This window comes from Flavobacterium sp., from assembly GCF_043780635.1.
GTDB lineage: Bacteria > Bacteroidota > Bacteroidia > Flavobacteriales > Flavobacteriaceae > Flavobacterium.
The window spans coordinates 1-24,644 of the sequence record NZ_JAYWCK010000105.1 but is presented as its reverse complement, the minus strand read 5'-3'; the positions used below and the strand labels follow the sequence as shown (position 1 = coordinate 24,644).

Genomic DNA, 24,644 nt, shown 5'->3' with positions numbered 1-24,644 from the left:
ATAGGTAATATCGCCGCCACGATTGATTTTATAGAAAGTCGCACCTTTGGCTTCGAGTTGTTTTTCAGATAAAAGCAGATTTTTTAAATCTCCGCTTTTTCCCAAAGTATAAACGTGTGGATGTTCTACGAAAAGAAAATAATTAGGGGTCTGCTTCGCCTGTTCGCTACCGCTCGAATCAAAACTAAGTTCTTCTCTCCTATTCCTGATTTTCAAATCGACAACTCCCTTGAATAATTCTTCTTGATATTCCCAAGTTGCTTTGTAATCTTTGAGTCCTAAATCTTGAAGTTGGATGATTTTATTCATTTGTTATTAAGAGGAACGAAGCAATCTTTTTTTCGTTCTATTATTTGTGAGTTGCAAAGTTACAAAGATTTTAATCATTATAATTGTTGGTAATGTTGACTATAAAATAAAATGGCACGCGGAGGGCACGGATAAAACGGATTGACACAGATTTTATTTGGGATGCTGAATATTTTTTATGAAATGGTTTTATGAAAAACAAAATGCGTGGAATAGCCCCGATAGTAGCGGCATCCTGCGCTTTTTTGCGCAGATAAAGCGAATAGAGGGACAAATAGTGATGAAAAAGGCAGAATTTCTGCTCCAAAAAACCTTGAACTTTAAACTTTGAACTTGAAACAAAAACTTTATCTTTGCTCTCTTAAAATCAGAATACAATGGCATTATCCGAACAAGAAATCCTTCGTAGAGAAGCACTCACCCAATTACGCAACCTAGGCATTGAACCTTATCCTGCAGCCGAATTTATCACAACCGCATATTCCAGCGAAATCCTAGCTGATTTCGAGAAGTTTGAAGGCAAGGAAGTAATTTTGGCCGGTCGTTTGATGGGAAAACGTATTATGGGAAAAGCCTCATTTGCTGAGTTGAAAGATGCTGAAGGACGCATTCAAATTTATGTTTCGAGAGATGACATTTCGACTGATGAAGAGAAAACGATGTACAATGTGGTTTTTAAAAAACTATTGGATATTGGCGATTTTATTGGGGTTCGCGGGACGGTTTTCAAAACCCAAGTAGGCGAAATCTCTGTTCATGTTTATGGCTTAACGGTTTTGGCGAAAGCTTTAAAACCACTTCCTGTAGTGAAAATTGATGCTGATGGAAAAACCCACGATGCTTTTTCGGATCCGGAACAAAGATACCGTCGTCGTTATGTGGATTTAATTGTAAATGATCACGTAAAAGACACGTTTATAAAACGAACAAAAATTACAAATACCATTCGGACTTTCCTGAATGAAAAAGGATATTTAGAAGTGGAAACTCCGATTTTGCAACCTATTCCTGGTGGCGCTTCGGCAAAGCCATTTATTTCGCATCACAACGCCTTGAATATTCCTTTGTATTTAAGAATTGCAAACGAATTGTATCTAAAAAGATTGATTGTGGGCGGTTTTGATGGCGTTTATGAGTTTGCCAAAGATTTCCGCAATGAAGGAATGGACAGAACACACAATCCAGAATTTACGGTTTTGGAATTTTATGTGGCTTACAAAGATTACAATTGGATGATGGACACAACAGAATCGTTGCTTGAAAAAATAGCGCTGAATGTTCACGGAACGAGCGAGGTAACTGTTGGAGATAAGAAAATAGACTTTAAAGCACCTTATCCAAGAGTTCCAATTCTTCAAGCGATTAAAGACCACACCGGTTTTGATGTTGCCGGAATGAATCATGAACAATTATTGGAAGTGGCCAAAAAATTGCATTTAGATGTTGATGCCACGATGGGTGTTGGAAAATTAATTGATGAAATTTTTGGTGAAAAATGTGAACATTTATTTGTTCAACCTACATTTATTACTGATTATCCAAAAGAAATGTCGCCCTTGTGTAAATCGCACCGAGACAATCCGGATTTGACGGAACGTTTTGAATTGATGGTGAACGGAAAAGAATTGGCCAACGCTTATTCTGAATTGAATGATCCAATTGACCAGCGCGAACGTTTTGAAGAGCAAATGCGTTTATCCGAAAAAGGAGATGATGAAGCTATGTTTATTGATCAGGATTTCATTCGTGCATTAGAATATGGAATGCCGCCAACTTCGGGAATCGGAATTGGAATCGACAGACTTGCAATGCTGATGACTAACAATAGTTCGATACAAGAAGTGTTGTTCTTTCCGCAAATGCGACCAGAGAAAATACAAGTTCAAGTTGAATTGTTGGATGAAGAAAAATTAATCCTGGCACTTTTGCAAACCAATGAAAACAAAATGGATTTGAGTGTTTTGAAAATCAAATCGGATTTGAGTGGCAAGAAATGGGATGCCGCTATGAAAGGCTTGGCGAAACACGGATTGATAAAAGTGAGTTTAATAGAAGATAAAAAAATTGTGGAATTAGCGGGATAATATTTTTAACAAACCCTACAGCTTTTAAAAACCTGTCGGGTTTTGAAATATAAAAAAGGAGCTCAATTGAGCTCCTTTTTTTGAATTAATAAATTAAAATCTATAATTACGGCAACCTTTATTACATATCTATTCCCAATCCAGTAATCGTTTTTCTCCTTCAATCTTCTTGATATCGGTAATGTCTTGAGATAGTTCTATCACTCCTTTGTAGTTTTTATCGGCATCTCTGACAGCAAAATAACGGATGTAAATCAATCTGTCTTTGAAATTAATCCAGAACGAAGATTCGTTTTGAGTGCCATTTTTAAACCCTTCAATGATTTTAAGAACCGTTCCCACGCTTTTTGGAGGATGGCAAAACTTCACTTCACGACCAATGATTCCGGCACTTCTTGGAAAAACACGTTCTTCACCACGATTGTAGAAAATCACTTTGTCGTTTTCATCTACAAAAGTCAAATCGAGAGGCATCGTTTTTAAAAGCAAATTCACTTGCTCCACGGTCATATAACCTTCGTCATAATGTGAAGTTTTTTCAGTTGAGAAAGTCATTTCTCTTTTGGTAAAATCGGCACTCGGGTGAATGTATTCCACATTTGGGAATGCAACTGGCGGTTGTGGCAACATCCAACCCATTTCCTCTTCGCCTTTGCGCATACTAATCCAATCTTTTTCAGTAAGCAAATCCAAAGCATTGGGAAACAAAACGTTGTCTTCCGTTTTCATTAATCTAGAAATCCCTTCAACCAAAAAAGGCGTGTTGGTTTTTATCTTTTCAAATTCCTTTTCATCTAAATTTTTACGCATTAATTTAAATTGTTCTCTCAAATTATCGTGAAAACCCCACATTCCCTGCGAAGGTCCGCTCCATCCTTTTTTTTCCAAAAACGGAAAAAGTTGGTTTTCTTTTCTTGCAAATCGTTTTTCTATGGTTTGCAATTGGTTGAAAATATTCGTGTATTTCTGAAATTCCTCTTTTGAATCTATTACTGAGATTTCTTCTAAAAGACTCACTATTATTTCTCTTTCCTGATAATATATACTTACCGGATGTCCTTCGGGAAGTGCTGCTGAATCTGTGTTATTGTTCATTTTGTATTTATTTTTGATGTTTAATTTTCTCGTATAATTTCACTAACGACTGCAATAATTCTACTGGTGTTGTCAGGATTTGGTAGTGATTTTGCCCAAACATTTGGGGTAAATAATATTTTGCTTCGGCTTCAATAGCCAATGCGTAGGAATTTATATTTCTGCCGTTAAGTTCCCTGAGTGCTTGTTTCACGTCGTTTATGCCGTACTTGCCTTCGTATTTATCGTAATCGTTTGGTTTTCCGTCAGAAATCAGGATTACCCATTTATTTTTAGTGCTTCTTTTGTCCAATCTTGCTCCTGTGTGTCGCAAAGCAGCGCCAATTCTGGTATAGCCATTGGGTTCCACGGCTCCTATTTTATGTTTGGCAACGTTCCAACTTTCGTCAAAATCCTTCAAGGTCAAATACGTAGAAAAATTACGCGTTTTAGAATAAAAACTATCAATCGAAAAATCGATATTGAATTCATTCAAGATTTCTCCAAAGAGAATCGAAACGTCTTTTTCCACATCAATCACTCGGTTTCCTGCAGCATAACCATCGCTAGAAAGACTGATGTCCAACAGAATTAAAATAGACAAATCTTTCTCTTTTTTTCGATTCGAAACATATATTTTCTCGGAAGGTGTTCGTTGCGAATGAACGTCAACATACAAATCCGTGATGGCATCAATATCGAATTCATCGCCTTGTGTTTGGCGTTTTTGCTGCTGCATTTTGTTGTTTACATTGGTCAACATTTTGCGCAAGCCCATCAGCGTGGATGCATTTTTTGTGATCGTATTTTTATAATAATTGCTGTCTGTTTTTTGTTGTGATTTTGGATACACTTTACAGAAATTCTCTTTGTAGGATTGTTTACTAAAATCCCATTCGTTATAGGTTAAATGAAAACCTTTGGCATCCATTTCGGCACTTTCAGAAATGGTAGTATTTTCAATAAAATCAGCTTGATACACGGAATGCGAAGTGTCATCCACCCGAACGGTGTATTTCATATTCAATTCTTCTAATGCTTCTTGGTGGTCTTCGAGTTCGTCTGAACCATCAAAATCACGCCAAGTTCCGTTGAATTCCTCTGCAGTTTCAACCTTTTCGAAATTGTGCAACAACACATAATCTTCCTGTTGTTTTTTATCTAATTCGACAGTAATCACTTCTTCCACCGCTTTTGCTTTTAGCGTGGTTAAAGCTTGATTTTCATTTCCGTTTTTTGTTTTGTCCGAGAAGTTTTCGAGAACAGAATCTGTTTTTTGTTCTTTTTCGTTTTGCATCCATTTTCCATAAATCCAAGAAAAGTCGGAAGGGTTTTTGGCATCTGATTTTTGTTCGAAATGTAGTTTTGCTTTTGTATAAAATTCCTTCATCACTGAAAACTCTTCAAACAAAACTTCCAAAACTTCATTTGATGTTTCTTCGGCTTTTTGTTGTGAAAGCGACAAGGATTGTTCGGTTTTGGTTGATTTCCAATTCAAATCCAAACGTTGCTGAATAGTTAAATATAAAATCCTGAAAAGGTAAAATTTTCGATTTTCTTCAATAGTTGAAAATTCGGCAAAGGAAATGGGAAGGAAAAAATTATTATTTTTATAGCCACCTTCTCGTTCCGCTGGAAAAATTTCGATTGGCATTCCAGTAAATGCTCGTGCCAAAATAGTTAATCGTGGCTTGATGTCATTCAAAGAAATAGTTCTGGCACTTATTTCAGAATTCACTTTTTTTCTCCTTTTTAAATGCTTGAAAAACTTTCCAACTATATATTCATCTATCTCGAAACCCATTTTTGTTAGTGTTCAGTTTTGTTAGTGGTCAGTGGTCAGTGGTCAGTGGTCAGTGGTCAGGTTTTTATATCATCAAATTGCACAAATCTTTCAATGCTTCCACGATTTGCAAATCATCGGTTAATGGTTCTACAATGGCAACGTGAACGGACAATCTTTTTGGCAATCCGCTGTGAATTATTTTCGCCGCATCGACCAAAAGTCGTGTCGAAACTGTTTCGGTCAAACCTAATTCGGTTAAATTCCTGATTTTGTTTCCAATGGCAACCAGTTTTTTGGCTGTATCTTGGTCAATATCGGTTTCATTAGTTAGAATTTCAATCTCAATTTTCGGTTCTGGATAATCGAAAGAAACTGCAATAAATCGTTGACGCGTAGAAGGTTTCAATTCCTTAAAACCTCTTTGGTATCCCGGATTAAAAGAGGCGACCAGCATAAAATCGTCGTGTGCTTTTACCGTTTCGCCCAATTTGTCGATGAAAAGTTCGCGTCTGTGATCGGTCAAAGAGTGAATGGCAACAATTACATCGGGACGCGCTTCGGCAATTTCATCCAAATAAATGATGGCACCTTCTTTTACGGCTGTTGTCAATGGGCCGTCGAGCCAAATCGTTTCGGCACCTTTTATGATAAATCGCCCAATCAAATCGGTCGATGACGTTTCTTCGTGGCAGCTAATGGTAATGATTTTTTTATCCAATTGATGCGCCATATATTCAACAAAACGAGATTTTCCAGTACCTGTTGGTCCTTTTAACAGAAAAGGAATTTTGTTTTTATAGGCTTGGTTAAAGATTTCAATTTCTTTACCTACTGCGTGATAATAAGGTGTATTTTCTAACATTTTATTTTTATTTAAAAAAGACCAGAACCCATTAACCGTTTTTTTCTTTGGAAATGCATTTCTAAAAAAAGGGCGGTTAAAGGATTCTGGCAGGCAATAATTGAATTAGTTAGTATTCAGTTTTATTTAATTTCTTCTAAAGCTTGGTCTGTAGGTCTGCCATATTTGATAAAATCGTAGATAAACAGGGCAATTCCCACAGTAAACATTGTACCGCAAATAAGAAGTACCACAAAGTGAACGGCGATTTCGTTTTGAACATCTCCAAACTCCATTTTCATTTTTCGTTCTAAATATACTTGAGCAACACCAGCAACACCAAAGGCTACCGTCATTCCCAGAATTCCAATATTGGACAACCAAAAAGCCATATGACCTTGAGTACTATCGTAACGTTTTCTTCCCGTTAAATTAGGCATTGCATAACTAATTATTGCCAAAACAATCATCGCATAAGCACCCCAAAAGGCGTAGTGACCGTGCATTGCTGTTACCAAAGTTCCGTGTGTGTAAAGATTTACTTGTGGTAAAGTATGTGCAAAACCAAGTAATCCAGCACCAATGAAGGAAACTACAGCCGAACCAATGGTCCAGAATAAAGCAATTTTATTGGGATGACTTTTTTCGCCTTTTCGATACATATTGATAGCAAATAACGCCATTGCCAAGAAAGCCAAAGGTTCCAAAGCGGAGAAAATACCACCAACAATCAACCAAATTTTATTTACACCTATATAATAATAGTGATGTCCTGTTCCCAAAACTCCCGAGAGGAAAGTCAATCCAACAATTACGTACAACCATTTTTCGATAACTTCTCTATCGACTCCCGTCAATTTAATCAATAAGAACGAAAGAATACCGCCCATAATTAATTCCCAAACACCTTCAACCCACAAGTGAACAACCCACCAACGGAAGAAAGAATCCATAACTTGGCTTTTAAACCAAATCATTCCTGGCAAATAAAGCAAAGCAGCAAACAACAAGCCCATTGACAAAACCAAAGCGGTAGTAGTTTGACGTTTCCCTTTGAAAAGAGTTCCTAAAATCAATCCTAGGAAAAGCAATACATTTACAACTACTAAATAGTCTAATTCTCTTGGAATTTCAAGGAATTTCCTTCCTTCCCAATGGTTGAAGTGAAAACCAACTACGGCTACAACACCAACAATTGCTAACGAAATAAGCTGAACATACGCCCATTTTACGCTAATCAATTCATGTTGCGCTTCTTCTGGAATAATGTAATAAGCCGCACCCATAAAACCGGTTAAAAGCCAAACCACCAATAAATTGGTATGAACCGCACGAGCTACGTTAAAAGGAATAATATTGTGTAATCCTTGAATTCCTATACGGTCAAAGCCCATAATAAAGCCATAGATAATTTGCAGCGAGAACAAAAGCATACACAATGCAAAAAACCAATAGGCTACTTTTTGTGATTTATATTTCATAATATATAATTTTAATTTTTTATTTTAGATAAAGGAGAAATTACACGGTCAAAACCATTCAAGTCGATTTTTCCAATCCATTTGAAATATGCAACAACAGCATCTGCATCAGCTTCGTTCATTGCATAAGCTACCATTTTTCGACCTCGTGGTTGCCAAGGTTCTTTAGACATTAAGACAATTTTTACATAAGCCTCACCTCGACGATTGATGACTTTGGTCAATTCCGGAGCATAATAAGCACCTTCTCCCAGAATGGTGTGACAACCCATACAATTGTTGGATTCCCAAATTTCTTTTCCTCTCACGACATTTTTATCGATTGAAGCGTAATTGGTTTGATCATTACTGGGCATAAACGAATAAATAGTCAGCCCTATAAAAATTAAAAAGGTGACCAATGTTCCTCCCAGAAAAAATGCTCTTGCTTGTGATTTTGAAAGCATAATTTTCAGTTTTTTTGTTAGTTAATAAATTTACTTGTTTAAATAGCAGATAAAACCATCCATTATTTATTTGATGCAAAGTAAGCATCGAAATATTTAGTGGCTTATGATTCCAATCATATTTAATGTAGTAATATTTAGATAAAATTTTGGACTAAAAAACTTAAAAATTGATTTAGTTTAAGATTCCTTTTTTATCAACTTTTGTTAATAAAAAAATGATAAAAAAAATGAAATATGATTTAAATCATATTAAATAAAATTATAAATCAGTAAAATTATGGTCAGTAAAATCCAGTAAAAAATAAATCTAAAGTACTGGCATTTAAACCCCTGCTAAAACAAAAATAATGAACATACAAGAAAAAACTACGATTGGAGATTTTGTAGCTCACGATTTTAGAACTGCCGCAATTTTCACAAAATATGGAATTGATTTTTGCTGTAAAGGACAAAGAACTATCGATGAAGTTTGCACAAAGAAAAACATAAATGAAGCTCAATTATTAAATGAGTTAAATGCAGTTCTGGCAATTAAGGATGATTCGGGAATCGATTTCAATTCTTGGCCTTTGGATTTATTAATAGATTACATCGAGAAAACCCACCACCGTTTTGTAGAAGAAAAAACTCCTGTTTTACTTCAATTTTTAGATAAATTGTGTAATGTTCACGGAAGTAATCATCCTGAATTATTCGAAATCACAGAACTATTTAAAGCCAGCGCAGGAGAATTAGCTCCGCATATGAAAAAAGAAGAATTGGTTTTATTTCCGTTCGTTAACAGAATGATAAATGCTACAAAAAGTCATGGATCTATTGGCAAACCTCATTTTGGAACCGTAAAAAATCCCATTTCAGCAATGATGGTGGAACACGATAATGAAGGAGAACGCTTCAGAACAATTGCTTCGCTGACCAACAATTACACCCCGCCTGACGATGCATGTAACACCTATCGCGTGACTTATGCAATGCTTGAAGAATTCGAACTAGACTTACACAAACACATTCATCTGGAAAGTAATATTCTGTTTCCAAAAGCAAAAGCTTTAGAGAAATTTTTCTCAACCGAAGAATAAAAAACACATCCAATATAAAACACAAAATCATTAAATACTATGGAAAAGTACGTTATCAAAAGGAACGGAGATTACAAACCGTTTGAAAGTTTCAAAATTGAGGATGCCATCTCAAAAAGTTTTAAAAGTGCTACCATAGCATTCGACGAAAGTGTTTTTGAAAATGTTATCAAGGGATTACAATCCAAAGAAACTTGGGCGGTCGAAGAAATTCAGGATTTAATCGAGAAAAGCCTTTTCGAAAAACAATACTTTGAAGTGATGCGTTCCTTTATGTTGTACCGTCACACCCGAAAATTGCAGCGGGAACATATTGAAGGTATCAATGACGACACAACTTATGTTGACAGTTCACAAACTATCGCCGAATATATCGAACAAACAGATTGGCGTATTAATGCTAATGCAAACACCTCTTATTCCAATGCCGGTTTAGTGAATAACGTAGCCGGAAAAATCATTGCTAATTATTGGCTGGACAAGGTTTACACCAAAGAAGAAGGTTATGCGCACAGAAATGGCGATGTTCATATTCACGATTTAGATTGTTTGACAGGATATTGTGCTGGTTGGAGTTTACGCGTTTTGCTGAACGAAGGTTTCAACGGAATCCGTGGCCGAGTTGAAAGTAAAGCACCATCACATTTTAGGGAAGCTTTGGGACAAATGGCAAATTTCCTAGGAATTTTACAAAGCGAATGGGCTGGTGCGCAAGCTTTCAGTTCGTTTGACACTTATTTAGCTCCTTATGTATTCAAGGACGATTTATCTTTTGACGACGTGTTAAAAGCAGTTCGTAGTTTTGTCTATAATTTGAATGTTCCTGCGCGTTGGGGACAATCTCCTTTCACAAATATTACTCTGGATTGGGTTGTTCCAGAAGATTTGAAAACACAAATTCCAACAAAAAATGATTTTCATTTTTTCGAAAACAATTTCAATCACGACCTTCTAGTAAGAGCGCAAGAACGCGGAGTTACGAAAGTAACCGATTTGCGTTACGAGCATTTTCAAAAAGAAATGAACCTCATCAACAAAGCCTATTATACGGTTATGACCGAAGGCGATGCGAACGGACAACCTTTTACCTTCCCGATTCCAACGGTGAATATCACCGAAGAATTTGATTGGGACGGCGAAAACACCGATTTACTTTTCGAAAACACGGCAAAAATAGGCTCTTCCTATTTCCAAAACTTTATTGGAAGCCAATATAAATTAGATGAAAATGGCAATAAAGTAGAAAACGAAAGTGCATATAAGCCAAATGCCGTTCGCAGTATGTGTTGTCGTTTACAACTCGATTTACGAGAATTGTTAAAACGTGGTAATGGTCTTTTTGGTAGTGCCGAAATGACGGGAAGTATTGGAGTCGTTACCATAAATATGGCTCGTTTGGGCTATCTATACAGAGGAAATAAAGAAGAATTATACAAACAATTAGACAAATTATTATACATTTCTAAATCGACTTTAGAGAAAAAACGTGTGTTCATTCAGGAAATGTATGATCGCGGTTTATATCCTTATACCAAACGTTATTTGCAACATTTCAGAAACCACTTTTCGACTATTGGAGTGAACGGAATCAACGAAATGATTGTCAATTTTACCGGAAAACAAGATACAGTAACTTCTACGTCAGGAATTGACTTTGCTTCCGAAATTTTGGAGCATATTCGTGGTCGTATGAAAGAATTCCAAGAAGAAACCGGAAATTTATACAATCTTGAAGCAACACCAGCCGAAGGAACTACGTATCGTTTTGCCAAAGAAGACAAAAAGCGTTTTCCAAATATCATACAAGCCGGACAAGAGGACAATATCTATTACACAAACAGTTCGCAAATTCCGGTTGATCACACCGAAGATCCTTTTGAAGCTTTGCTTTTGCAGGATGAATTGCAATGTAAATATACTGGAGGAACTGTTTTGCACTTGTATATGAGCGAAAAAATGAGTTCGCCGGAAGCCTGTAAACAGTTTGTCAAAAAAGTAGTGTCGAGTTTCAGATTGCCTTATATAACAGTAACGCCCGTGTTTAGCGTTTGTCCTGTTCACGGTTATTTGAATGGTGAACACGAATATTGCCCAAAATGTGATGATGCCCTAATCGAAAACAAAAAAAATGAAATATATGAAAACAGAAACTAATCCAATTCTGGAACAAAACCAGCATTTGAGAACCAAATGTCTTGTTTACACGCGCGTAATGGGCTATCACAGACCCGTAGAAAGTTTTAATATTGGTAAGAAAGGTGAACACAAACAACGAACTCATTTTACTGAAGGAAAATGTTAGTAAGCCCATTTACAGCTTAACGCCTTTTACTTTATTGGATTATCCGCATAAATCAGCCTGTATTCTTTGGTTTGCAGGCTGTAATATGCGTTGTTTATATTGCTACAACCCCGAAATCGTACTTGGAAAAGGAAGCCTTTCTATTGAAAAAATACTTTCTTTTCTGCATTCTCGAAAAAACTTGTTGGACGCCGTAGTTTTTAGCGGTGGAGAATGTGTCTTACATAAAAACATACTTCCTCTAATTACCGAAGTCAAAAAAATGGGCTTTCTGGTAAAAATAGACACCAATGGAAGTTCCCCTGACGTAATGCAACAATTGCTAAAACAAAACTTGATTGATTATATTGCTTTAGATTTTAAGTCTCCAAAATCGAAATTTCAATCCATCACCCAATCTGATTTATACGCTTCTTTTGAAGAAACATTAAACTTGATTCTAAAATCTGAAATTCCATTTGAAGTTCGGACGACTTATCATTCTGATTTGCTGACAGAAGAAGACTTGGAGGAAATGGTTCGCTTTCTGGAAAATAAGAAATATACGGGCAATTATTACATTCAGTATTTCAAAAATAATGTGGAAACACTTTCAAAATTAGAACGTTCTTACAATAGAATCGATTGCGAAAAATTATCCACAACAACAATAAAGATTATTTTAAGAGAGTAAAACTAATTTCTAATATTAAAAAAATGTTTTCAAAAACCTGTGAATACGCAATTCGTGCTTCGATTTTTATAGCTTCTCAATCTTACCAAAACAAAAGGGTTACTATAAAAGATATTGCCGAAAAGATTAATTCTCCCAAATCTTTCACAGCAAAGATCCTCCAGATTTTGGTTAAAAACAATCTTGTTCATTCCGTTCAGGGAATAGGTGGTGGTTTTGAAATTCCAAAAGAATTTATCAATGAAATCAATCTTTCACAAATCGTAACCGCTATCGATGGCGATTCGATTTTCACTTGTTGTGGTTTGGGATTAGGAAAATGCTCTGAAATTCATCATTGTTCCGTTCACGAAAAATTCAAAGATATCAGGAGTGAGATAGTCTCTATGCTTGTCAATACCAATCTTGAAGAACTCGCATTAGGGATTAAATCAGGGGATTCTTTTTTGAAGTGATAAGAAAACACAATAAACATAAAAAAGCCCGCCTAAAAAATCAAGCGAGCTTTTACTATGAATAAATATTTTTAAGCCACTACTAATTCTGGCACTTCCACACCACTCAACTCCTTTAAATAATGGTTAAGTTGTCTTTGAATCTCGCTGATGCTTTTTTCAAAATAATTTGTAGTTGAAAAAAAGTTCTGATAAAAATCAATCCCTTCTATTAAATTGCTTTTAAAAGCTTTCAATTTCTTTATCTGTGAAGCAGTAACCTCATTTGAAAGAATACTGATTTCATTTTTCAAATAATCAATATACATTTTCAATTCCTTGATAAATAAATTTGGACGATTGACATCCGTCATTACATTGGCATTGCCGTAAATGTGCTGTACCATTTCAGAAAGCGAAACTTCCTTGTCAAAATAAGCCATATTTGGACCAGGACAAATAATCACGCCTTGTGATTGTCCCGTAATTTTTATATCATTTTCTAAATAAGACGCATTAGCAAGACCTACACAAAGACATGCTTTTTCGGTGATATCAAATTTCATTTTCTCGAAAGTTTCTACTGATATAGTGTCTTTGATTTCTTCTAATCCATCTAATTTTACATCTTGATATTTCTTTGAAGCCGTGCAAATCCCGTCAGCTCCAAATTCTTTGCTTAGAGCCAAAAACTTTTTCGGACAAGAACTTCCTGCTTTATTATCATCAATACGTTTTTGTTTGAACATTTCATTTGTCGTTCCTCTCAAGGTGTTGAATGGCACTCCCAAAGGCGAAATATGACTCAAATACAAATCTTCTTCTTTGGCTTCTATCAATAATTCTCGGGTGTCCTTATCCACTGAAGTAGCTTCTGGAACCAATAAAAATGGCGTTCCCCAACCTACAGAATTCACATTGTAATAATCTATTAAAAAATCGTGTTCCTCAGCAGTTCCTACGCCACCTTGAACAGTAATTTTTAAATCCAATGGTGTTGAAGGAATATGCATTTCCTTTTGCCCCAAAGCTTTTACCATCAAATCGTGAGCTGATTGTATTAATTGGTCTTTTTTATGTTTGAATTCTTCTAAAATTGGACCCAATAAATAACCATCGGTAGCAAAAGCATGTCCGCCACAATTCAATCCTGATTCTATTCTGTATTCAGAAACCCAAAGTCCTTTTTTTGCTAAAAAGTTTCCTTGTATCATTGCCGAACGGAAATCGCTTACTTTTAGAATAATTTTCTTTTTCAAATTGTTATCGAAATCAGGAAAAAAGGCTGAAAAATTTTCGAAATAAGCAAATAATCTTGGATTCATCCCCGCAGAAAGAACTACTGAAGATGTTAAATTGCTATTGGCAAACCCACGAAGAGCAGCGTGTGCATCATTAAACTCTACAGGCAATTGTTCTTTTTTATCGAAATTGTCTTTATCGAGTTTAGTCATAATATTCACGTCAATATCTCCTGGAGAAAGATTAGTTTCAAGGTAATTTTTGATGTTTTCCTTAAAAGCAATTCCATCTTCCATCAAGTGTTCCAATCCTTTTTTAATTTCGGATTTGTTAGGCAACATTGCAATAAAATTTTCCAATGCTTGTTTACTTTCGGCCAATTCAGTTTTGAAATTTTCAAATTTTTCTTTTACGATTTTATCGACCAAGTTCAAATAAGAAGTAATTCGTTCTGCACGATAATCGTGAATTTTTTGGGTAATTTCTTGATAGGGAACATCAAATTTTCTGCTGTAAAAAGCTCTCATTCTTTCAATAAGCTCATCATCCGCAATAGAAATCACTGATGAAATTCCGTACTTTGCCACTCGAATAGGGCTGTCAATTGTGAAAGCCAATCCCATAACCGGAATGTGAAAAGTATGTAACTGTTTATTTGTTGTCATGCACTAAAATAATTTTGTTTAAAGAATTAACAACAAATATCGGGAATGCCATTAATATAAAACCTGATAATTATCATATGTTCCACGAGTTTAATAATACTTTAGGGCAATAATTCGTATAATCTTATAAGTGAGCAAAAAAAACACAATCTTATTTGAGTTTATTGTTTTTTAAATAAGTGTATCTTTGTATAAATAATTTTAAAAAAATTAAAAATTAAAATTAATTGAGGAATGAAAAGTCTTAAAGAACGAATATTGGAATTAAAAAAAGAGAAAAATGCGGTTATTTTAGCGCATTATTATCAGGAAGCCGATATTCAGGATGTAGCAGATTATGTGGGCGACAGTTTAGGATTGTCGCAGGAAGCAATGAAAGTGGATGCTGATATTATCCTTTTTGCAGGAGTACATTTTATGGCCGAAACGGCAAAAATTTTAAACCCAAATAAAAAAGTAATTCTTCCGGATTTGAATGCAGGCTGTTCCCTTGCTGAATCCTGTCCTGCAGATTCCTTTAAGAAATTTATTGATCAACATCCCGGTCACGTAGTTATCACTTATGTGAATTGTTCAGCCGAAGTTAAAGCTTTGACTGATATTGTTTGTACTTCGTCCAATGCCGTAAAAATAGTGGAATCGATTCCAAAAGAAACTCCAATCATTTTTGCGCCAGATAAAAACTTAGGAAAATATATCATCGAAAAAACCGGACGCGAAATGTTGCTTTGGGACGGTTCTTGTGTGGTACATGAAGCTTTTTCATTTGATAAATTGATTGCACTTTATAAAGAAAATCCCGATGCCAAAATCATTGCACATCCAGAATCTGAAACACATATTCTAAAAACAGCAGCCTATATAGGTTCAACTGCAGGAATGATTGAGTTCGTAAAAAAAGATCCAAACCATAAATTTATTGTTGCCACCGAGGCAGGAATTTTGCATAAAATGCAACAAGAAGTTCCACATAAAATATTAATTCCTGCACCAGCAAAAGACGATAACACTTGTGCCTGCAGTGAATGCCCTTATATGAAAATGAACACTTTGCAGAAAGTATATGACTGTTTGCTTAATGAAAGCCCAGAAATTACTATACCTGCAAATATTATGAAAAAAGCATTGATTCCTATTGAAAGGATGCTTGAATTATCAAAATAATGATCCAAACAAATTACTTAATTATAGGTTCCGGAGTAGCAGGATTGACTTTTGCCCTAAAAATTGCAGAGCGATTTCCGGATAAAAAAGTAACGATTGTAACCAAAGCAAATGCGGATGAATCCAATACCAAATATGCTCAAGGCGGTATTGCTATCGTAACCGACAAAGAAGAAGATTCTTATCAAAAACATATTGAAGATACCCTTATTTGTGGTGATGGATTGTGTGATAAATCTGTGGTGGAAATGGTTATCACCGAAGGTCCAAAACGTTTAAAAGAATTGATTGAATGGGGAGCGAAATTTGACAAAAACGTCGAAGGAACTTTAGATTTAGGAAAAGAAGGAGGTCATTCAGAAAACAGAGTCGTTCATCATAAAGACCAAACAGGTCAGGAAATTCAACGTGCCATTTTATCCCAAGTACACCAAAAAGAAAACATCAGCGTTTTAGATTACCATTTAGCCATTGATTTAATTACGGAAAATAATCGGTGTTTGGGCGCTTATGTTTTGGATGAAAAAACGAACGAAATCCTAACTTTCAAATCTGATTTTACGTTGCTTGCCACTGGCGGAATTGGTCATCTTTATGGCCATACCACAAATCCGGTAATTGCTACCGGTGATGGAATTGCAATGGCTTTCCGCGCAAATGCCGTTATCAAAGAAATGGAATTTATTCAATTTCACCCTACCGCTTTGTATGATGCTACCACAGGAACTTCCTTTTTAATTTCGGAAGCGGTTCGTGGTTTTGGCGCTTATTTGCGAACCAAAAATGGACATCGATTTATGCTGGATTATGATTCCAGAGGCGATTTGGCTTCTAGAGATATTGTTTCGCAAAGCATTGATTTAGAGCTTAAAAAATCTGGCGATGACTGTGTTTATCTCGATTGTACCCATCTTGATATGAGTGCTTTTATAATACATTTTCCAATGATTTATGAGCGCTGCAAAAGCCTTGGAATTGATTTGGCAAAAGATTGGATTCCCGTAGTTCCTGCGCAACATTATCTTTGCGGCGGAATTGTGGTTGATAAAACCGGCAAAACTTCAGTTGAGAATTTATTTGCTTGTGGCGAATGTTCAAGAACTGGATTACACGGTGCCAACAGATTAGCATCAAATTCATTATTAGAAGCTTTAGTTTATTCGGATAAAATCTATAATTATTTGGCGAATACTTCTTTCGATAAAATTCAATTTAACTACTCAGTTTCCGACTGGAAACTAGTTGAGAAACCAGCAATTAATCAAGATTATGTTGCTAAAAGAAAAGCAGAATTACAGCTTTTGATGCGCCAAAATGCAGGGATTGTTCGAAATGATCCTGATTTGCTTAAAGCCAAAGAAAAACTCACTCTTTGGAAAAATGAAATCGAAGAAAAAATAAATAATTACCAAATTAATGCTGACTTGTGTGAGTTGCAAAATTTGATAACCATTGGAATTCTAATTGTGCAGCAATCTATTGACCGAGATGAAAATCGAGGTGGTTTTGTGAAGATTAATAGTTAAATTCAACATTCAAAAAGAAATTCCTTCCTTTTCTTGGAATGTTATTCCAATCTGAAAAAGCAGAATAATAGGAATAAAAATATTCTCAATTCCTGCTTTTAGATTCCATATGCTTTTTTCAAAATGAAAAGAATATCCTGAATCAAAACTTAAAATTGCTTACGCCGGCGTCCTTTCTTCCCCATAAAAAGCACTGTATTGAGTTTGAGTTGCCATCCATGAACAGCAACATAAACAACCCAAATAAGAAAATTATCTTTTTCACAATACAGAGATATGATTTCAATAAAAATTATTTTTATGATTTTGGTCATATTTTTTTTAACTTTATAAAAATTAAATTTGCGGCCATAACTTGTATTTGCCTGGTAAATTGCTAAAAAATACATAAAACACTCAAAATAAGTTATGCAAATAGATCTAGATTTACTTTATTCCTGGGGTGCAGTTGCAAAAAAATACAAAAAAAATGAGATTGTTTTTGACGAAGACGAAGTAGCTTATTTTTACTATCAAATTCTAGATGGAGGTGTTAGGATGTATAATTCTAATGAAGAAGGAAAAGAGTTTACGCAAGGGCTTTTTAGTAATGGGGAGGGTTTTGGCGAACCTCCCTTGTTTATTGATGAAAGTTATCCTTCAAAAGCAATAACGATTCAGGACAGTACTATTCTAAAATTATCAAAGGATAAATTTTTGAAAATTTTGGATGAATATCCAACCATTCAAAAAGATTTTTTGATATTATTTGCCAAAAAAATTCATTCAAAATCAAGAACATCAAAAGAAATTATCAATCAAAAACCTGAATTTAGAATCATCGCTTTTTTGAATTCTTACAAAAAAAAATCAGGAAACAGTTCCGAGAAAACTCTAATTCCATTTACTCGTCAAGAAGTTGCCAATTATACTGGATTAAGAGTGGAAACGGTAATACGGGTATTTACCAAAATGAATGAAACAAACAAAGTAGAAATCATCAATCATAAAATTTATTATTAATGCAATTAAATATCAAATTTTGGCTAAAGTTCTCCTTATTGAACCTTTGTATAGTTGCATCACTTGGCGTTTTAATGCGTTATAAAATAGGTTTTGAATTTCCATATTTTGATCAAAAACATCTTCAGCACTCCCACTCTCATTTTGCTTTTGCCGGTTGGATTAGCCACACATTAATGGTTTTGATGGTTTATTATCTTCAAACCAAAATAGCTGAATTTAAGGGAAATAAATACAAAAAAATAATTATAACAAATTTAATTTGTTCCTACGGGATGCTTATTTCCTTTATTATTGAAGGTTACGGATTGTATTCCATATTTTTTTCGACAGCATCCATATTTGTAGCTTATTTTTTTGGCTACCAATTCATTAAGGATTTAAAACTATTAGATGACGATTTGTTGTCAAAAAAATGGTTTAAAGCCGCCATTTTTTTTAATGTTATTTCTTCTTTGGGTACATTTTATTTGGCTTATATGATGGCCACAAAAGATTTTGTTCAGGATCTATATTTGTCCTCGATATATTATTATTTGCATTTTCAGTACAATGGATGGTTTTTCTTTGCTTGTATGGGCTTGATTTTCGGCTTTTTAAATCTACGAAAATCAGAACATCCCTTTTACGAAACAGCTTTTAAATTGTTTGCAATAGCTTGTATTCCCGCTTATCTTTTGTCAATACTTTGGCTGGATTTACCTATTTGGCTATACGTAATTACAGTACTTTCCGCCTTAATTCAGGTTTTTGCATGGTTCAAATTTTTATTGATTTTATGGAAAACCAGAAGAAATTCACTTGAAAATTATTCTCCGTTATTACAATACATTTTGTTGTTTGTTGGCTTTGCTTTAAGCATAAAATTATTACTTCAACTGGGTTCTACGGTTCCAATTATTAGCCAACTGGCCTTTGGATTTAGACCCATTGTCATTGCTTATTTACACCTTATTTTATTGGCAATAATTACTTTATTTTTATTATTTTATATCTATGCCAATCATTTAGTTTTTATTACCAAAAAAATAAAATATGGAGTACTTATATTCTCTATTGGAGTCATACTAAACGAAATTGTATTAGCTGTTCAAGGTATTGCCGCTTTTAGTTATATCATCATTCCATACGTAAATGAAATGCTTTTTGGTATTGCTATTATTTTATTTATTGGAATTGTATTCACTGCTTATTATTCTATAAAAAAAGTTAAAAAAAATCCTCCTTTATGATTATACTCATAAAATAAATGTTTGAAAATTAAGTGCTTTGTCCTATAAAACTTAAGTATTTTAATTATGAGAAAACCAATTCAATTATTTTTAGTAGCATGTTTATTTGCCGCTTTTGGATGTAAACAAAATAGCGAAACTACAACTGAGGCTACAACCGAAAACACAGAAACAACATCAACAGGACAGGAAGCAGTTGTTGATAAAAACTCTGCACCAAACATTGTTCAAGTTGCTTCTGGAAGTAAAGACCACACTACACTTGTAGCCGCTGTAAAAGCTGCAGGCCTAGTTCGAGCTTTGAGCAATGCTGGGCCATTTACTGTCTTTGCACCAACTAATGCAGCTTTCGACAAACTTCCTGCTGGAACTGTCGAAGGTTTAATGAAACCAGAGAAAAAAGGAGATTTGGAAAACATTTTAGGTTATCATACCTATGTAGGTAATTTGAAAACAGAATATATGCAAGATGGGCAAGAATATGACATGGTTTATGGAGGCAAAGTTAAAATCACCAAAAAAGGAGATAAAACTTTTGTAAACGGATCTGAAATTCTAGCCACAATACCCACATCAAACGGGATTATTCACGTTATTGGTGATGTGTTACTTCCAAAATAAAATTACTAATTCTTTCTTTCTTACTAAGGTTAAACAAAAAAGCGTGAGTTATTAAAACTCACGCTTTTTTAATTATTAAGAAAGTAATATTAGCTTAAAGTTTTATGCATCATCGCTGCAGAAATATTGATTGCTCTTTGCTTAATTTCATCAGCTTTTAGACCAACGAATAGTTCATCAACTGTGGAATCAAAAAGAGTGTTCCAACGCTTAAAATGATTTGGACTTACCGCGCTTTTTTTATTAAGCTCTCGGTGTATAATCATAGGATTTCCATCATAATCTCCTGTGGAAAACAAAATATTTTCAAAAAAATCACACACTTTAGGCAAATGGGTTTCCCAATTTACATTGGCAACTTCTATAAAAAAATAACTAATAGCATCATCAGCTTTAATTTTAAAATAAAAAGCATTAACAAGTTGTTCAATATCTGCCCTATTTTTAATATCTGTTTTCATATCTAAAAGTTTATATTTTTAGAAAGTTTATTATAAATCTTTATTTTTAAATTTTACAAGCGAAACAAAAAACGGAACGATAATCCACAAACACAATAATATAAATGAGATAATCAGCCCCAATGAAGTTCCGAAAAAATCCTTGAAAATAGCACCAGTGTAACCCATCATTGCCGAAACATCCAGTTGTAACAATATCTGAATTCGTGCCAAATCTATTGGACTTAAAGCTGTCAATCCTACCATTGCTTTTTCAATTGGATATTCTGAAAATTGAAACAATAAAAACAAAACCATTCCATCGAAAATCAGCGCGAAATACAACCACGTCATAATGGCAATTCCAATACCTTTAGCTTTATCTCTGGTAAGAATCGAACTCAAGAATGCCAATGCCACAAAAACAACTGAAATCAGGCAACCTACAATGAGCATCATTATACCAACGCTATCAGGGGCATTGATTAAAAGAGGAATTCCCGCACCAATAAAAAAAGCCGAAACCATTGATAAAGAAAGTCCGAGAAACAAACTCATCCAAATCTTTTTTCGTTTAATCGGCTGGCTTAATAAGAGTTCGATAAATTCTGAACTATTGTATAAATAGATGGTCGCAAAAAGAATCGAAACTAACGGAACCGTAAATAATATTACATTCAAAATTGTCAGCAAACCCTTGGCACTATTGTCTTCTAGACCGAAAGAACTCCAGGAAAGTATAGCTAAAATAAAAGTATAGGCTACTACAATTTTGTTTTTCAGAATGTCGAGAAAAATGATTTTAATTATTCTGTTCATTGCTTTGATTTTTTAGAATTTTTGCAATTGCTTTTGATATTTTTTGTTCGTTTGTTGATTGCAACAAATCCTCAATTGTTTTATGAAAATAGACTTTACCGTCCTGCATAAAAATAATCTCGGTAATCATATCGTCTAACTCACTCAAAAGATGAGAAGTTATAAGAATGAGCTTTCCCTTATCTTTTTCTTTAATTATTTTTTCTTTTAAAATCTCTGACGCTAATGGATCCAGACCAGCTGTAGGTTCGTCTAAAATCAACACATCAGGATTAAACAAAAAAGCCAATGTAGCACTCACTTTTTGAGTTGTTCCGCCAGAAAGTGTTCTCATTTGTTTATCGTAAATTTTTTCAAGTTCAAAGGCCTTTACTAAATCTTCATCTAAAGCTTGATCAGAATTTCGGATTTTCTTAATCATTTCGATGATTTGACCCACCGTCATATAATCCGGATAGCGACCTATTTGAGGCATATAGCCTATTTGACCTCGATATTTGTACTTTTTAAGAATTGATCTTTCATTGAATAAAATAGTTCCCTTGCTAGGAATTACCATCCCCAAAATACTTTTAATCAAAGTCGTTTTTCCACAACCATTAGGACCAATAAGTGCAATACATTCTCCTTTTTTGAAGGAAAGATTTATATTATTTAAAACTTCTAATTTTCCGAATTTCTTATGTATATTTTTAATTTCTATCATAGCGATAAAGAGTGCATTAATGGTGTTTTATCGATAAAATTATCTGGAGTAATACTTGGCAAAACTTTTTCTGACTTATCCAGAAGTGTTATCATAAAACTTCTGAAAAGCAACATTGCCGAGGGATTTCTTTCTGTCAGAACCGCAAACAAGCTTAATGGATGGAAAGGCACATCACCGATTCCATTTCTGTTTAAATCATAGCCTTCATATTTGTCCCAATAATTGCTGTTAAAAGTGTTTAAGACCAAGCTTCCGTTAGTGCTTATGTCAAAAGTGTTACCAACGAAATTATTGTTTTGAATGGTGTTATCCATACAACTGGCCTGAATCTTCATTCCCCAGCCATTCGCCCTAAAAACGTTTTTCTCCACTAGAATTCTATTCGTACCTTCCATGTGAATTCCTATCGTATTTTTGGCAAATGTATTGCCAGAAATGTAGCTGTCCGAAATTTCTTTTAGCAATAATCCGTACGCTGCATCTCCCCAATTTTCTTCAAAATGATTGTTGAACATCTTCACTCTTTTGGTGAACATAACGGCAACTCCTGCTCCATTATTCTTAAAAAAATTAGAAATATAAGCATCGTCATTTGAGAACATAAAATGCAATCCATAGCGGATATTTTTAGTGGAAATATTTCTCCAAATGACAGAATTGGTTACAAACTCGAAATAAATCCCATCCCGATGACCAGAAATAGTATTAGCAACGATTTGAAGATTATCGCTTTTCCAACAATGAATTCCATTACCAATTTCTTGCTCTTCTGTGCCATAGGCCACAATTTTGTTGTTTTTAATACTACAGTTTGCACCGTTTTGGATGTAAATTCCAAAAAAATTATCATCAAGAATATTGTTTTGAATGACAACAAAATTTCTATTATAAACTTTAATTCCACAAGGATCTTCAAGCGAAGCCCGCCCGGATCTGATTACTTTAAACCCTTTTACTATTACTCGATCTGCTTTTATAGAAAGCACTTCATATTTTTTTTGACCATCTAAAACGGGATAATCCTTACCTAGAAAAACTATTCTTTTGTTAATGACTATGTTCCCTTCTCGATACAATCCTTTATAAACCAAAACAGTATCGCCTATTTTGGCTAAATTAATGGCTGTTTTAATTGATTTTATGGGTTTATTAGGTCCAACTTCAATCACTTTAGCTTGAAGAAATGTTGATAATAAAAGAAATATGTAGAAAAGTTTTTTCATTCTTTGTAAAAAATGTCATTGTCAAATTTTTGAACTATATCAAAGATTATTTTGTTTTAATGATATCCCAAGAAATTGGTTTTGAATTCAGTTTTACCGCAAATTCTTTGGCATTATTTTCTTTGGAAAAGGCAATTATTCCGCCGTGCATAGGGCTATTAATTGTACCTTCACTTAGGAAAAAAGCAGTTTGGGCAGGAATTAGATTATTGTCTTTTGCAAAATCATTTACATAATAAGCCCCAATTTTTGTATCCGCATTCTCTTTGCAATAATTCACCATACACATAATATCATCAAACTTATACACTCTTCCTTTTTGGGTTATTACCTCCGCTCCATATTTACCATCAGAAATACTCATTTTACAAAAACTGCAATTATCTATATTTAATTTAATAGGAACTGCATTGGCATTGGAACAAGATAACACAGATAATGATAGTGCAAATAATATGATGGCTGCTTTAGGTTTTGTAAACTTTAGCAACAAATGCGTTTCTATCACCACTATAATAAAAAGCAAAAGCCCGGCCGCAATCATCATCCATCCTCCAACATCCGGAATAGAATAAGCCCCGAAATTAAGTAATTGTTTGTATCCAATTAAGGGCGGTTGATAGGCCATTCCTGGTACGACAATCGCAGCATTTGGATTAAGATTATGGCCATACTCAAAGTTCCATCTGTAAAAATCGACGCCTGCCGTTATTGTGAAAAGAATAAAGGATGCGAAAAGCGAAATCACACCTTTTCTTTTAGCCACAAAAAACATAAGCAGGGCAAAAATTCCGAAAAAAATAAAAACATAAGGTAAAAATACGAACTCTACAAAATCTTCAGTATGTAAGGTTTTCATGCCGATATAATGATTCAATCCATTGATAATTTGAACATCACCGCCAATTTTATTAGCATGTAGTTGCAGTAATAATCCCTCAGGGTACTGAGGTGCTGTCAATTCAATTCTCCACATTGGGAATAACAAAGACCCAAATAACAATCCACTTACAATCAAAAGAAGTACTCTTGAAGGTATTGATATTTTTGCAGTAGTCATAATTATTGGTATAAAAAAAGGGAACAAAGAGACTTTGTTCCCTTTATATTTAAGAATTTAATTTATTTAACAGCTGGAAGATTTGTTCCAAGACTAAAAGTTAAGGGAACGCTGCTTCCTGCAGGAGATACTCTTAAGTATCCTGACATTTCTTGATGAAGCGCACTACAAAAATCAGTACAATAGAATGGGAATATACCCACTTTTTTAGGAACCCACTTTAAAGTAGAAGTTTCTCCTGGCATAATTAATAATTCTGCGTTATCAGCTCCTTTTATTGCAAATCCATGAGGTACATCCCAGTCTTGTTCTAAGTTAGTAACATGGAAATAAACTTCGTCACCCATTTTTATGCCTTCAATATTATCAGATGCAAAGTGAGAACGAATAGAAGTCATGTAAACATCAATTCTATTTCCTTTTCTGACT

The 24,644-nt window shown here is 34.4% G+C and carries 22 protein-coding genes and 2 pseudogenes; 11 read left to right on the top strand and 13 right to left on the bottom strand.

Features of this window, described 5'->3' with window-relative positions:
• Positions 1–309: pseudogene (locus tag ACH2BV_RS09645) on the bottom strand (lipoyl(octanoyl) transferase); the annotation flags it as partial.
• Between the two features lie 377 nt (positions 310–686).
• Between ACH2BV_RS09645 and lysS the strand changes: the two are divergent.
• On the top strand, positions 687–2,393 hold the full coding sequence (gene lysS, locus ACH2BV_RS09640) for a lysine--tRNA ligase (RefSeq protein ID WP_395050516.1): 1,707 nt from the start codon (positions 687–689) through the stop codon (positions 2,391–2,393).
• Positions 2,394–2,522: 129 nt separating this feature from the next.
• Here lysS and ACH2BV_RS09635 read toward each other — a convergent pair whose 3' ends face one another.
• From ACH2BV_RS09635 to ACH2BV_RS09615, 5 genes are all read right to left on the bottom strand, one after another.
• Positions 2,523–3,488, bottom strand: a complete 966-nt coding sequence (locus ACH2BV_RS09635; RefSeq protein ID WP_395050515.1) for a DUF438 domain-containing protein — start codon at positions 3,486–3,488, stop codon at positions 2,523–2,525.
• A gap of 7 nt (positions 3,489–3,495) precedes the next feature.
• Positions 3,496–5,271, bottom strand: coding sequence for a nitric oxide reductase activation protein NorD (locus ACH2BV_RS09630; protein ID WP_395050514.1), 1,776 nt, complete (start codon positions 5,269–5,271; stop codon positions 3,496–3,498).
• A 64-nt stretch (positions 5,272–5,335) separates the two neighbouring features.
• Positions 5,336–6,115, bottom strand: a complete 780-nt coding sequence (locus ACH2BV_RS09625) for a CbbQ/NirQ/NorQ/GpvN family protein (protein WP_395050513.1) — start codon at positions 6,113–6,115, stop codon at positions 5,336–5,338.
• A gap of 122 nt (positions 6,116–6,237) precedes the next feature.
• On the bottom strand, positions 6,238–7,575 hold the full coding sequence (locus ACH2BV_RS09620; protein WP_395050512.1) for a cbb3-type cytochrome c oxidase subunit I: 1,338 nt from the start codon (positions 7,573–7,575) through the stop codon (positions 6,238–6,240).
• A gap of 11 nt (positions 7,576–7,586) precedes the next feature.
• Entirely contained in the window at positions 7,587–8,021 is a 435-nt protein-coding gene (locus ACH2BV_RS09615) for a c-type cytochrome (protein ID WP_395050511.1), read from the bottom strand.
• 350 nt (positions 8,022–8,371) lie between these two features.
• On the opposite strand from ACH2BV_RS09615, the gene ric reads away from it, so the two are divergent.
• From ric to ACH2BV_RS09590, 5 genes are read left to right on the top strand one after another with little or no spacing between them, the layout of a single operon-like run.
• A complete protein-coding gene (ric, locus tag ACH2BV_RS09610) occupies positions 8,372–9,103 on the top strand; it encodes an iron-sulfur cluster repair di-iron protein (protein ID WP_395050510.1) in 732 nt (243 codons plus the stop codon).
• Positions 9,104–9,142: 39 nt separating this feature from the next.
• Positions 9,143–11,257 carry a ribonucleoside triphosphate reductase gene (locus tag ACH2BV_RS09605; RefSeq protein ID WP_395050509.1) on the top strand — a complete coding sequence of 705 codons (2,115 nt, stop codon included), beginning with the start codon at positions 9,143–9,145 and terminating at the stop codon, positions 11,255–11,257.
• Positions 11,241–11,405 (top strand): anaerobic ribonucleoside-triphosphate reductase, encoded by a 165-nt coding sequence (gene nrdD, locus ACH2BV_RS09600; RefSeq protein ID WP_395050508.1) that lies wholly within the window; start codon positions 11,241–11,243, stop codon positions 11,403–11,405. The genes ACH2BV_RS09605 and nrdD overlap by 17 nt, the downstream gene beginning before the upstream one ends.
• Positions 11,362–12,078 (top strand): anaerobic ribonucleoside-triphosphate reductase activating protein, encoded by a 717-nt coding sequence (locus ACH2BV_RS09595; protein ID WP_395050507.1) that lies wholly within the window; start codon positions 11,362–11,364, stop codon positions 12,076–12,078. The genes nrdD and ACH2BV_RS09595 overlap by 44 nt, the downstream gene beginning before the upstream one ends.
• A 23-nt stretch (positions 12,079–12,101) precedes the next feature.
• Positions 12,102–12,533 carry an RrF2 family transcriptional regulator gene (locus ACH2BV_RS09590; RefSeq protein ID WP_395050506.1) on the top strand — a complete coding sequence of 144 codons (432 nt, stop codon included), beginning with the start codon at positions 12,102–12,104 and terminating at the stop codon, positions 12,531–12,533.
• Positions 12,534–12,604: 71 nt separating this feature from the next.
• Here the strand turns inward: ACH2BV_RS09590 and ACH2BV_RS09585 are convergent, their stop codons facing one another.
• On the bottom strand, positions 12,605–14,419 hold the full coding sequence (locus tag ACH2BV_RS09585; RefSeq protein ID WP_395050505.1) for a hypothetical protein: 1,815 nt from the start codon (positions 14,417–14,419) through the stop codon (positions 12,605–12,607).
• Positions 14,420–14,653: 234 nt separating this feature from the next.
• Here ACH2BV_RS09585 and nadA point away from each other — a divergent pair, with 234 nt between their 5' ends.
• The 5 genes from nadA to ACH2BV_RS09560 all read left to right on the top strand — a co-directional run bounded on the left by nadA (position 14,654) and on the right by ACH2BV_RS09560 (position 19,964).
• Positions 14,654–15,583 (top strand): quinolinate synthase NadA, encoded by a 930-nt coding sequence (nadA, locus tag ACH2BV_RS09580; protein ID WP_395050504.1) that lies wholly within the window; start codon positions 14,654–14,656, stop codon positions 15,581–15,583.
• Positions 15,583–17,109 (top strand): L-aspartate oxidase, encoded by a 1,527-nt coding sequence (gene nadB, locus ACH2BV_RS09575; protein WP_395050503.1) that lies wholly within the window; start codon positions 15,583–15,585, stop codon positions 17,107–17,109. Before nadA ends, nadB begins: the two co-directional genes overlap by 1 nt.
• A gap of 408 nt (positions 17,110–17,517) precedes the next feature.
• A complete protein-coding gene (locus tag ACH2BV_RS09570; protein ID WP_395050502.1) occupies positions 17,518–18,111 on the top strand; it encodes a Crp/Fnr family transcriptional regulator in 594 nt (197 codons plus the stop codon).
• Positions 18,111–19,343, top strand: coding sequence for a hypothetical protein (locus tag ACH2BV_RS09565; protein ID WP_395050501.1), 1,233 nt, complete (start codon positions 18,111–18,113; stop codon positions 19,341–19,343). The genes ACH2BV_RS09570 and ACH2BV_RS09565 overlap by 1 nt, the downstream gene beginning before the upstream one ends.
• Positions 19,344–19,409: 66 nt before the next feature.
• Complete coding sequence (locus tag ACH2BV_RS09560) at positions 19,410–19,964, top strand: fasciclin domain-containing protein (RefSeq protein WP_395050500.1); 555 nt, start codon at positions 19,410–19,412, stop codon at positions 19,962–19,964.
• 89 nt (positions 19,965–20,053) lie between these two features.
• On the opposite strand, the gene ACH2BV_RS09555 is transcribed toward ACH2BV_RS09560, so the two are convergent.
• The 6 genes and pseudogenes from ACH2BV_RS09555 to ACH2BV_RS09530 form a co-directional block, all read right to left on the bottom strand.
• Positions 20,054–20,425 (bottom strand): group III truncated hemoglobin, encoded by a 372-nt coding sequence (locus ACH2BV_RS09555; RefSeq protein WP_395050499.1) that lies wholly within the window; start codon positions 20,423–20,425, stop codon positions 20,054–20,056.
• 30 nt (positions 20,426–20,455) lie between these two features.
• Entirely contained in the window at positions 20,456–21,223 is a 768-nt protein-coding gene (locus ACH2BV_RS09550) for an ABC transporter permease subunit (protein ID WP_395050498.1), read from the bottom strand.
• Positions 21,207–21,929 carry an ABC transporter ATP-binding protein gene (locus ACH2BV_RS09545; protein ID WP_395050497.1) on the bottom strand — a complete coding sequence of 241 codons (723 nt, stop codon included), beginning with the start codon at positions 21,927–21,929 and terminating at the stop codon, positions 21,207–21,209. The genes ACH2BV_RS09550 and ACH2BV_RS09545 overlap by 17 nt, the downstream gene beginning before the upstream one ends.
• A complete protein-coding gene (locus tag ACH2BV_RS09540) occupies positions 21,926–23,155 on the bottom strand; it encodes a nitrous oxide reductase family maturation protein NosD (RefSeq protein ID WP_395050496.1) in 1,230 nt (409 codons plus the stop codon). Before ACH2BV_RS09540 ends, ACH2BV_RS09545 begins: the two co-directional genes overlap by 4 nt.
• A 46-nt stretch (positions 23,156–23,201) precedes the next feature.
• On the bottom strand, positions 23,202–24,215 hold the full coding sequence (locus ACH2BV_RS09535; RefSeq protein ID WP_395050495.1) for a nitrous oxide reductase accessory protein NosL: 1,014 nt from the start codon (positions 24,213–24,215) through the stop codon (positions 23,202–23,204).
• Between the two features lie 62 nt (positions 24,216–24,277).
• Positions 24,278–24,644, bottom strand: a pseudogene (locus tag ACH2BV_RS09530) (nitrous oxide reductase); the annotation flags it as partial.

What these genes read in the sequence shown, in the direction of transcription:
- ric (WP_395050510.1), top strand. Translation starts at nt 8,372, where the DNA reads ATGAACATACAAGAAAAAACTACGATTGGAGATTTTGTAGCTCACGAT.
- ACH2BV_RS09570 (WP_395050502.1), top strand. Translation starts at nt 17,518, where the DNA reads ATGCAAATAGATCTAGATTTACTTTATTCCTGGGGTGCAGTTGCAAAA.
- nrdD (WP_395050508.1), top strand. Translation starts at nt 11,241, where the DNA reads ATGAAAACAGAAACTAATCCAATTCTGGAACAAAACCAGCATTTGAGA.
- ACH2BV_RS09535 (WP_395050495.1), bottom strand. Translation starts at nt 24,215, where the DNA reads ATGACTACTGCAAAAATATCAATACCTTCAAGAGTACTTCTTTTGATT.
- ACH2BV_RS09615 (WP_395050511.1), bottom strand. Translation starts at nt 8,021, where the DNA reads ATGCTTTCAAAATCACAAGCAAGAGCATTTTTTCTGGGAGGAACATTG.
- ACH2BV_RS09630 (WP_395050514.1), bottom strand. Translation starts at nt 5,271, where the DNA reads ATGGGTTTCGAGATAGATGAATATATAGTTGGAAAGTTTTTCAAGCAT.
- ACH2BV_RS09555 (WP_395050499.1), bottom strand. Translation starts at nt 20,425, where the DNA reads ATGAAAACAGATATTAAAAATAGGGCAGATATTGAACAACTTGTTAAT.
- ACH2BV_RS09540 (WP_395050496.1), bottom strand. Translation starts at nt 23,155, where the DNA reads ATGAAAAAACTTTTCTACATATTTCTTTTATTATCAACATTTCTTCAA.
- ACH2BV_RS09585 (WP_395050505.1), bottom strand. Translation starts at nt 14,419, where the DNA reads ATGACAACAAATAAACAGTTACATACTTTTCACATTCCGGTTATGGGA.
- ACH2BV_RS09590 (WP_395050506.1), top strand. Translation starts at nt 12,102, where the DNA reads ATGTTTTCAAAAACCTGTGAATACGCAATTCGTGCTTCGATTTTTATA.
- nadB (WP_395050503.1), top strand. Translation starts at nt 15,583, where the DNA reads ATGATCCAAACAAATTACTTAATTATAGGTTCCGGAGTAGCAGGATTG.
- lysS (WP_395050516.1), top strand. Translation starts at nt 687, where the DNA reads ATGGCATTATCCGAACAAGAAATCCTTCGTAGAGAAGCACTCACCCAA.
- ACH2BV_RS09550 (WP_395050498.1), bottom strand. Translation starts at nt 21,223, where the DNA reads ATGAACAGAATAATTAAAATCATTTTTCTCGACATTCTGAAAAACAAA.
- ACH2BV_RS09605 (WP_395050509.1), top strand. Translation starts at nt 9,143, where the DNA reads ATGGAAAAGTACGTTATCAAAAGGAACGGAGATTACAAACCGTTTGAA.
- ACH2BV_RS09545 (WP_395050497.1), bottom strand. Translation starts at nt 21,929, where the DNA reads ATGATAGAAATTAAAAATATACATAAGAAATTCGGAAAATTAGAAGTT.
- ACH2BV_RS09620 (WP_395050512.1), bottom strand. Translation starts at nt 7,575, where the DNA reads ATGAAATATAAATCACAAAAAGTAGCCTATTGGTTTTTTGCATTGTGT.
- ACH2BV_RS09560 (WP_395050500.1), top strand. Translation starts at nt 19,410, where the DNA reads ATGAGAAAACCAATTCAATTATTTTTAGTAGCATGTTTATTTGCCGCT.
- ACH2BV_RS09635 (WP_395050515.1), bottom strand. Translation starts at nt 3,488, where the DNA reads ATGAACAATAACACAGATTCAGCAGCACTTCCCGAAGGACATCCGGTA.
- ACH2BV_RS09565 (WP_395050501.1), top strand. Translation starts at nt 18,111, where the DNA reads ATGCAATTAAATATCAAATTTTGGCTAAAGTTCTCCTTATTGAACCTT.
- nadA (WP_395050504.1), top strand. Translation starts at nt 14,654, where the DNA reads ATGAAAAGTCTTAAAGAACGAATATTGGAATTAAAAAAAGAGAAAAAT.
- ACH2BV_RS09625 (WP_395050513.1), bottom strand. Translation starts at nt 6,115, where the DNA reads ATGTTAGAAAATACACCTTATTATCACGCAGTAGGTAAAGAAATTGAA.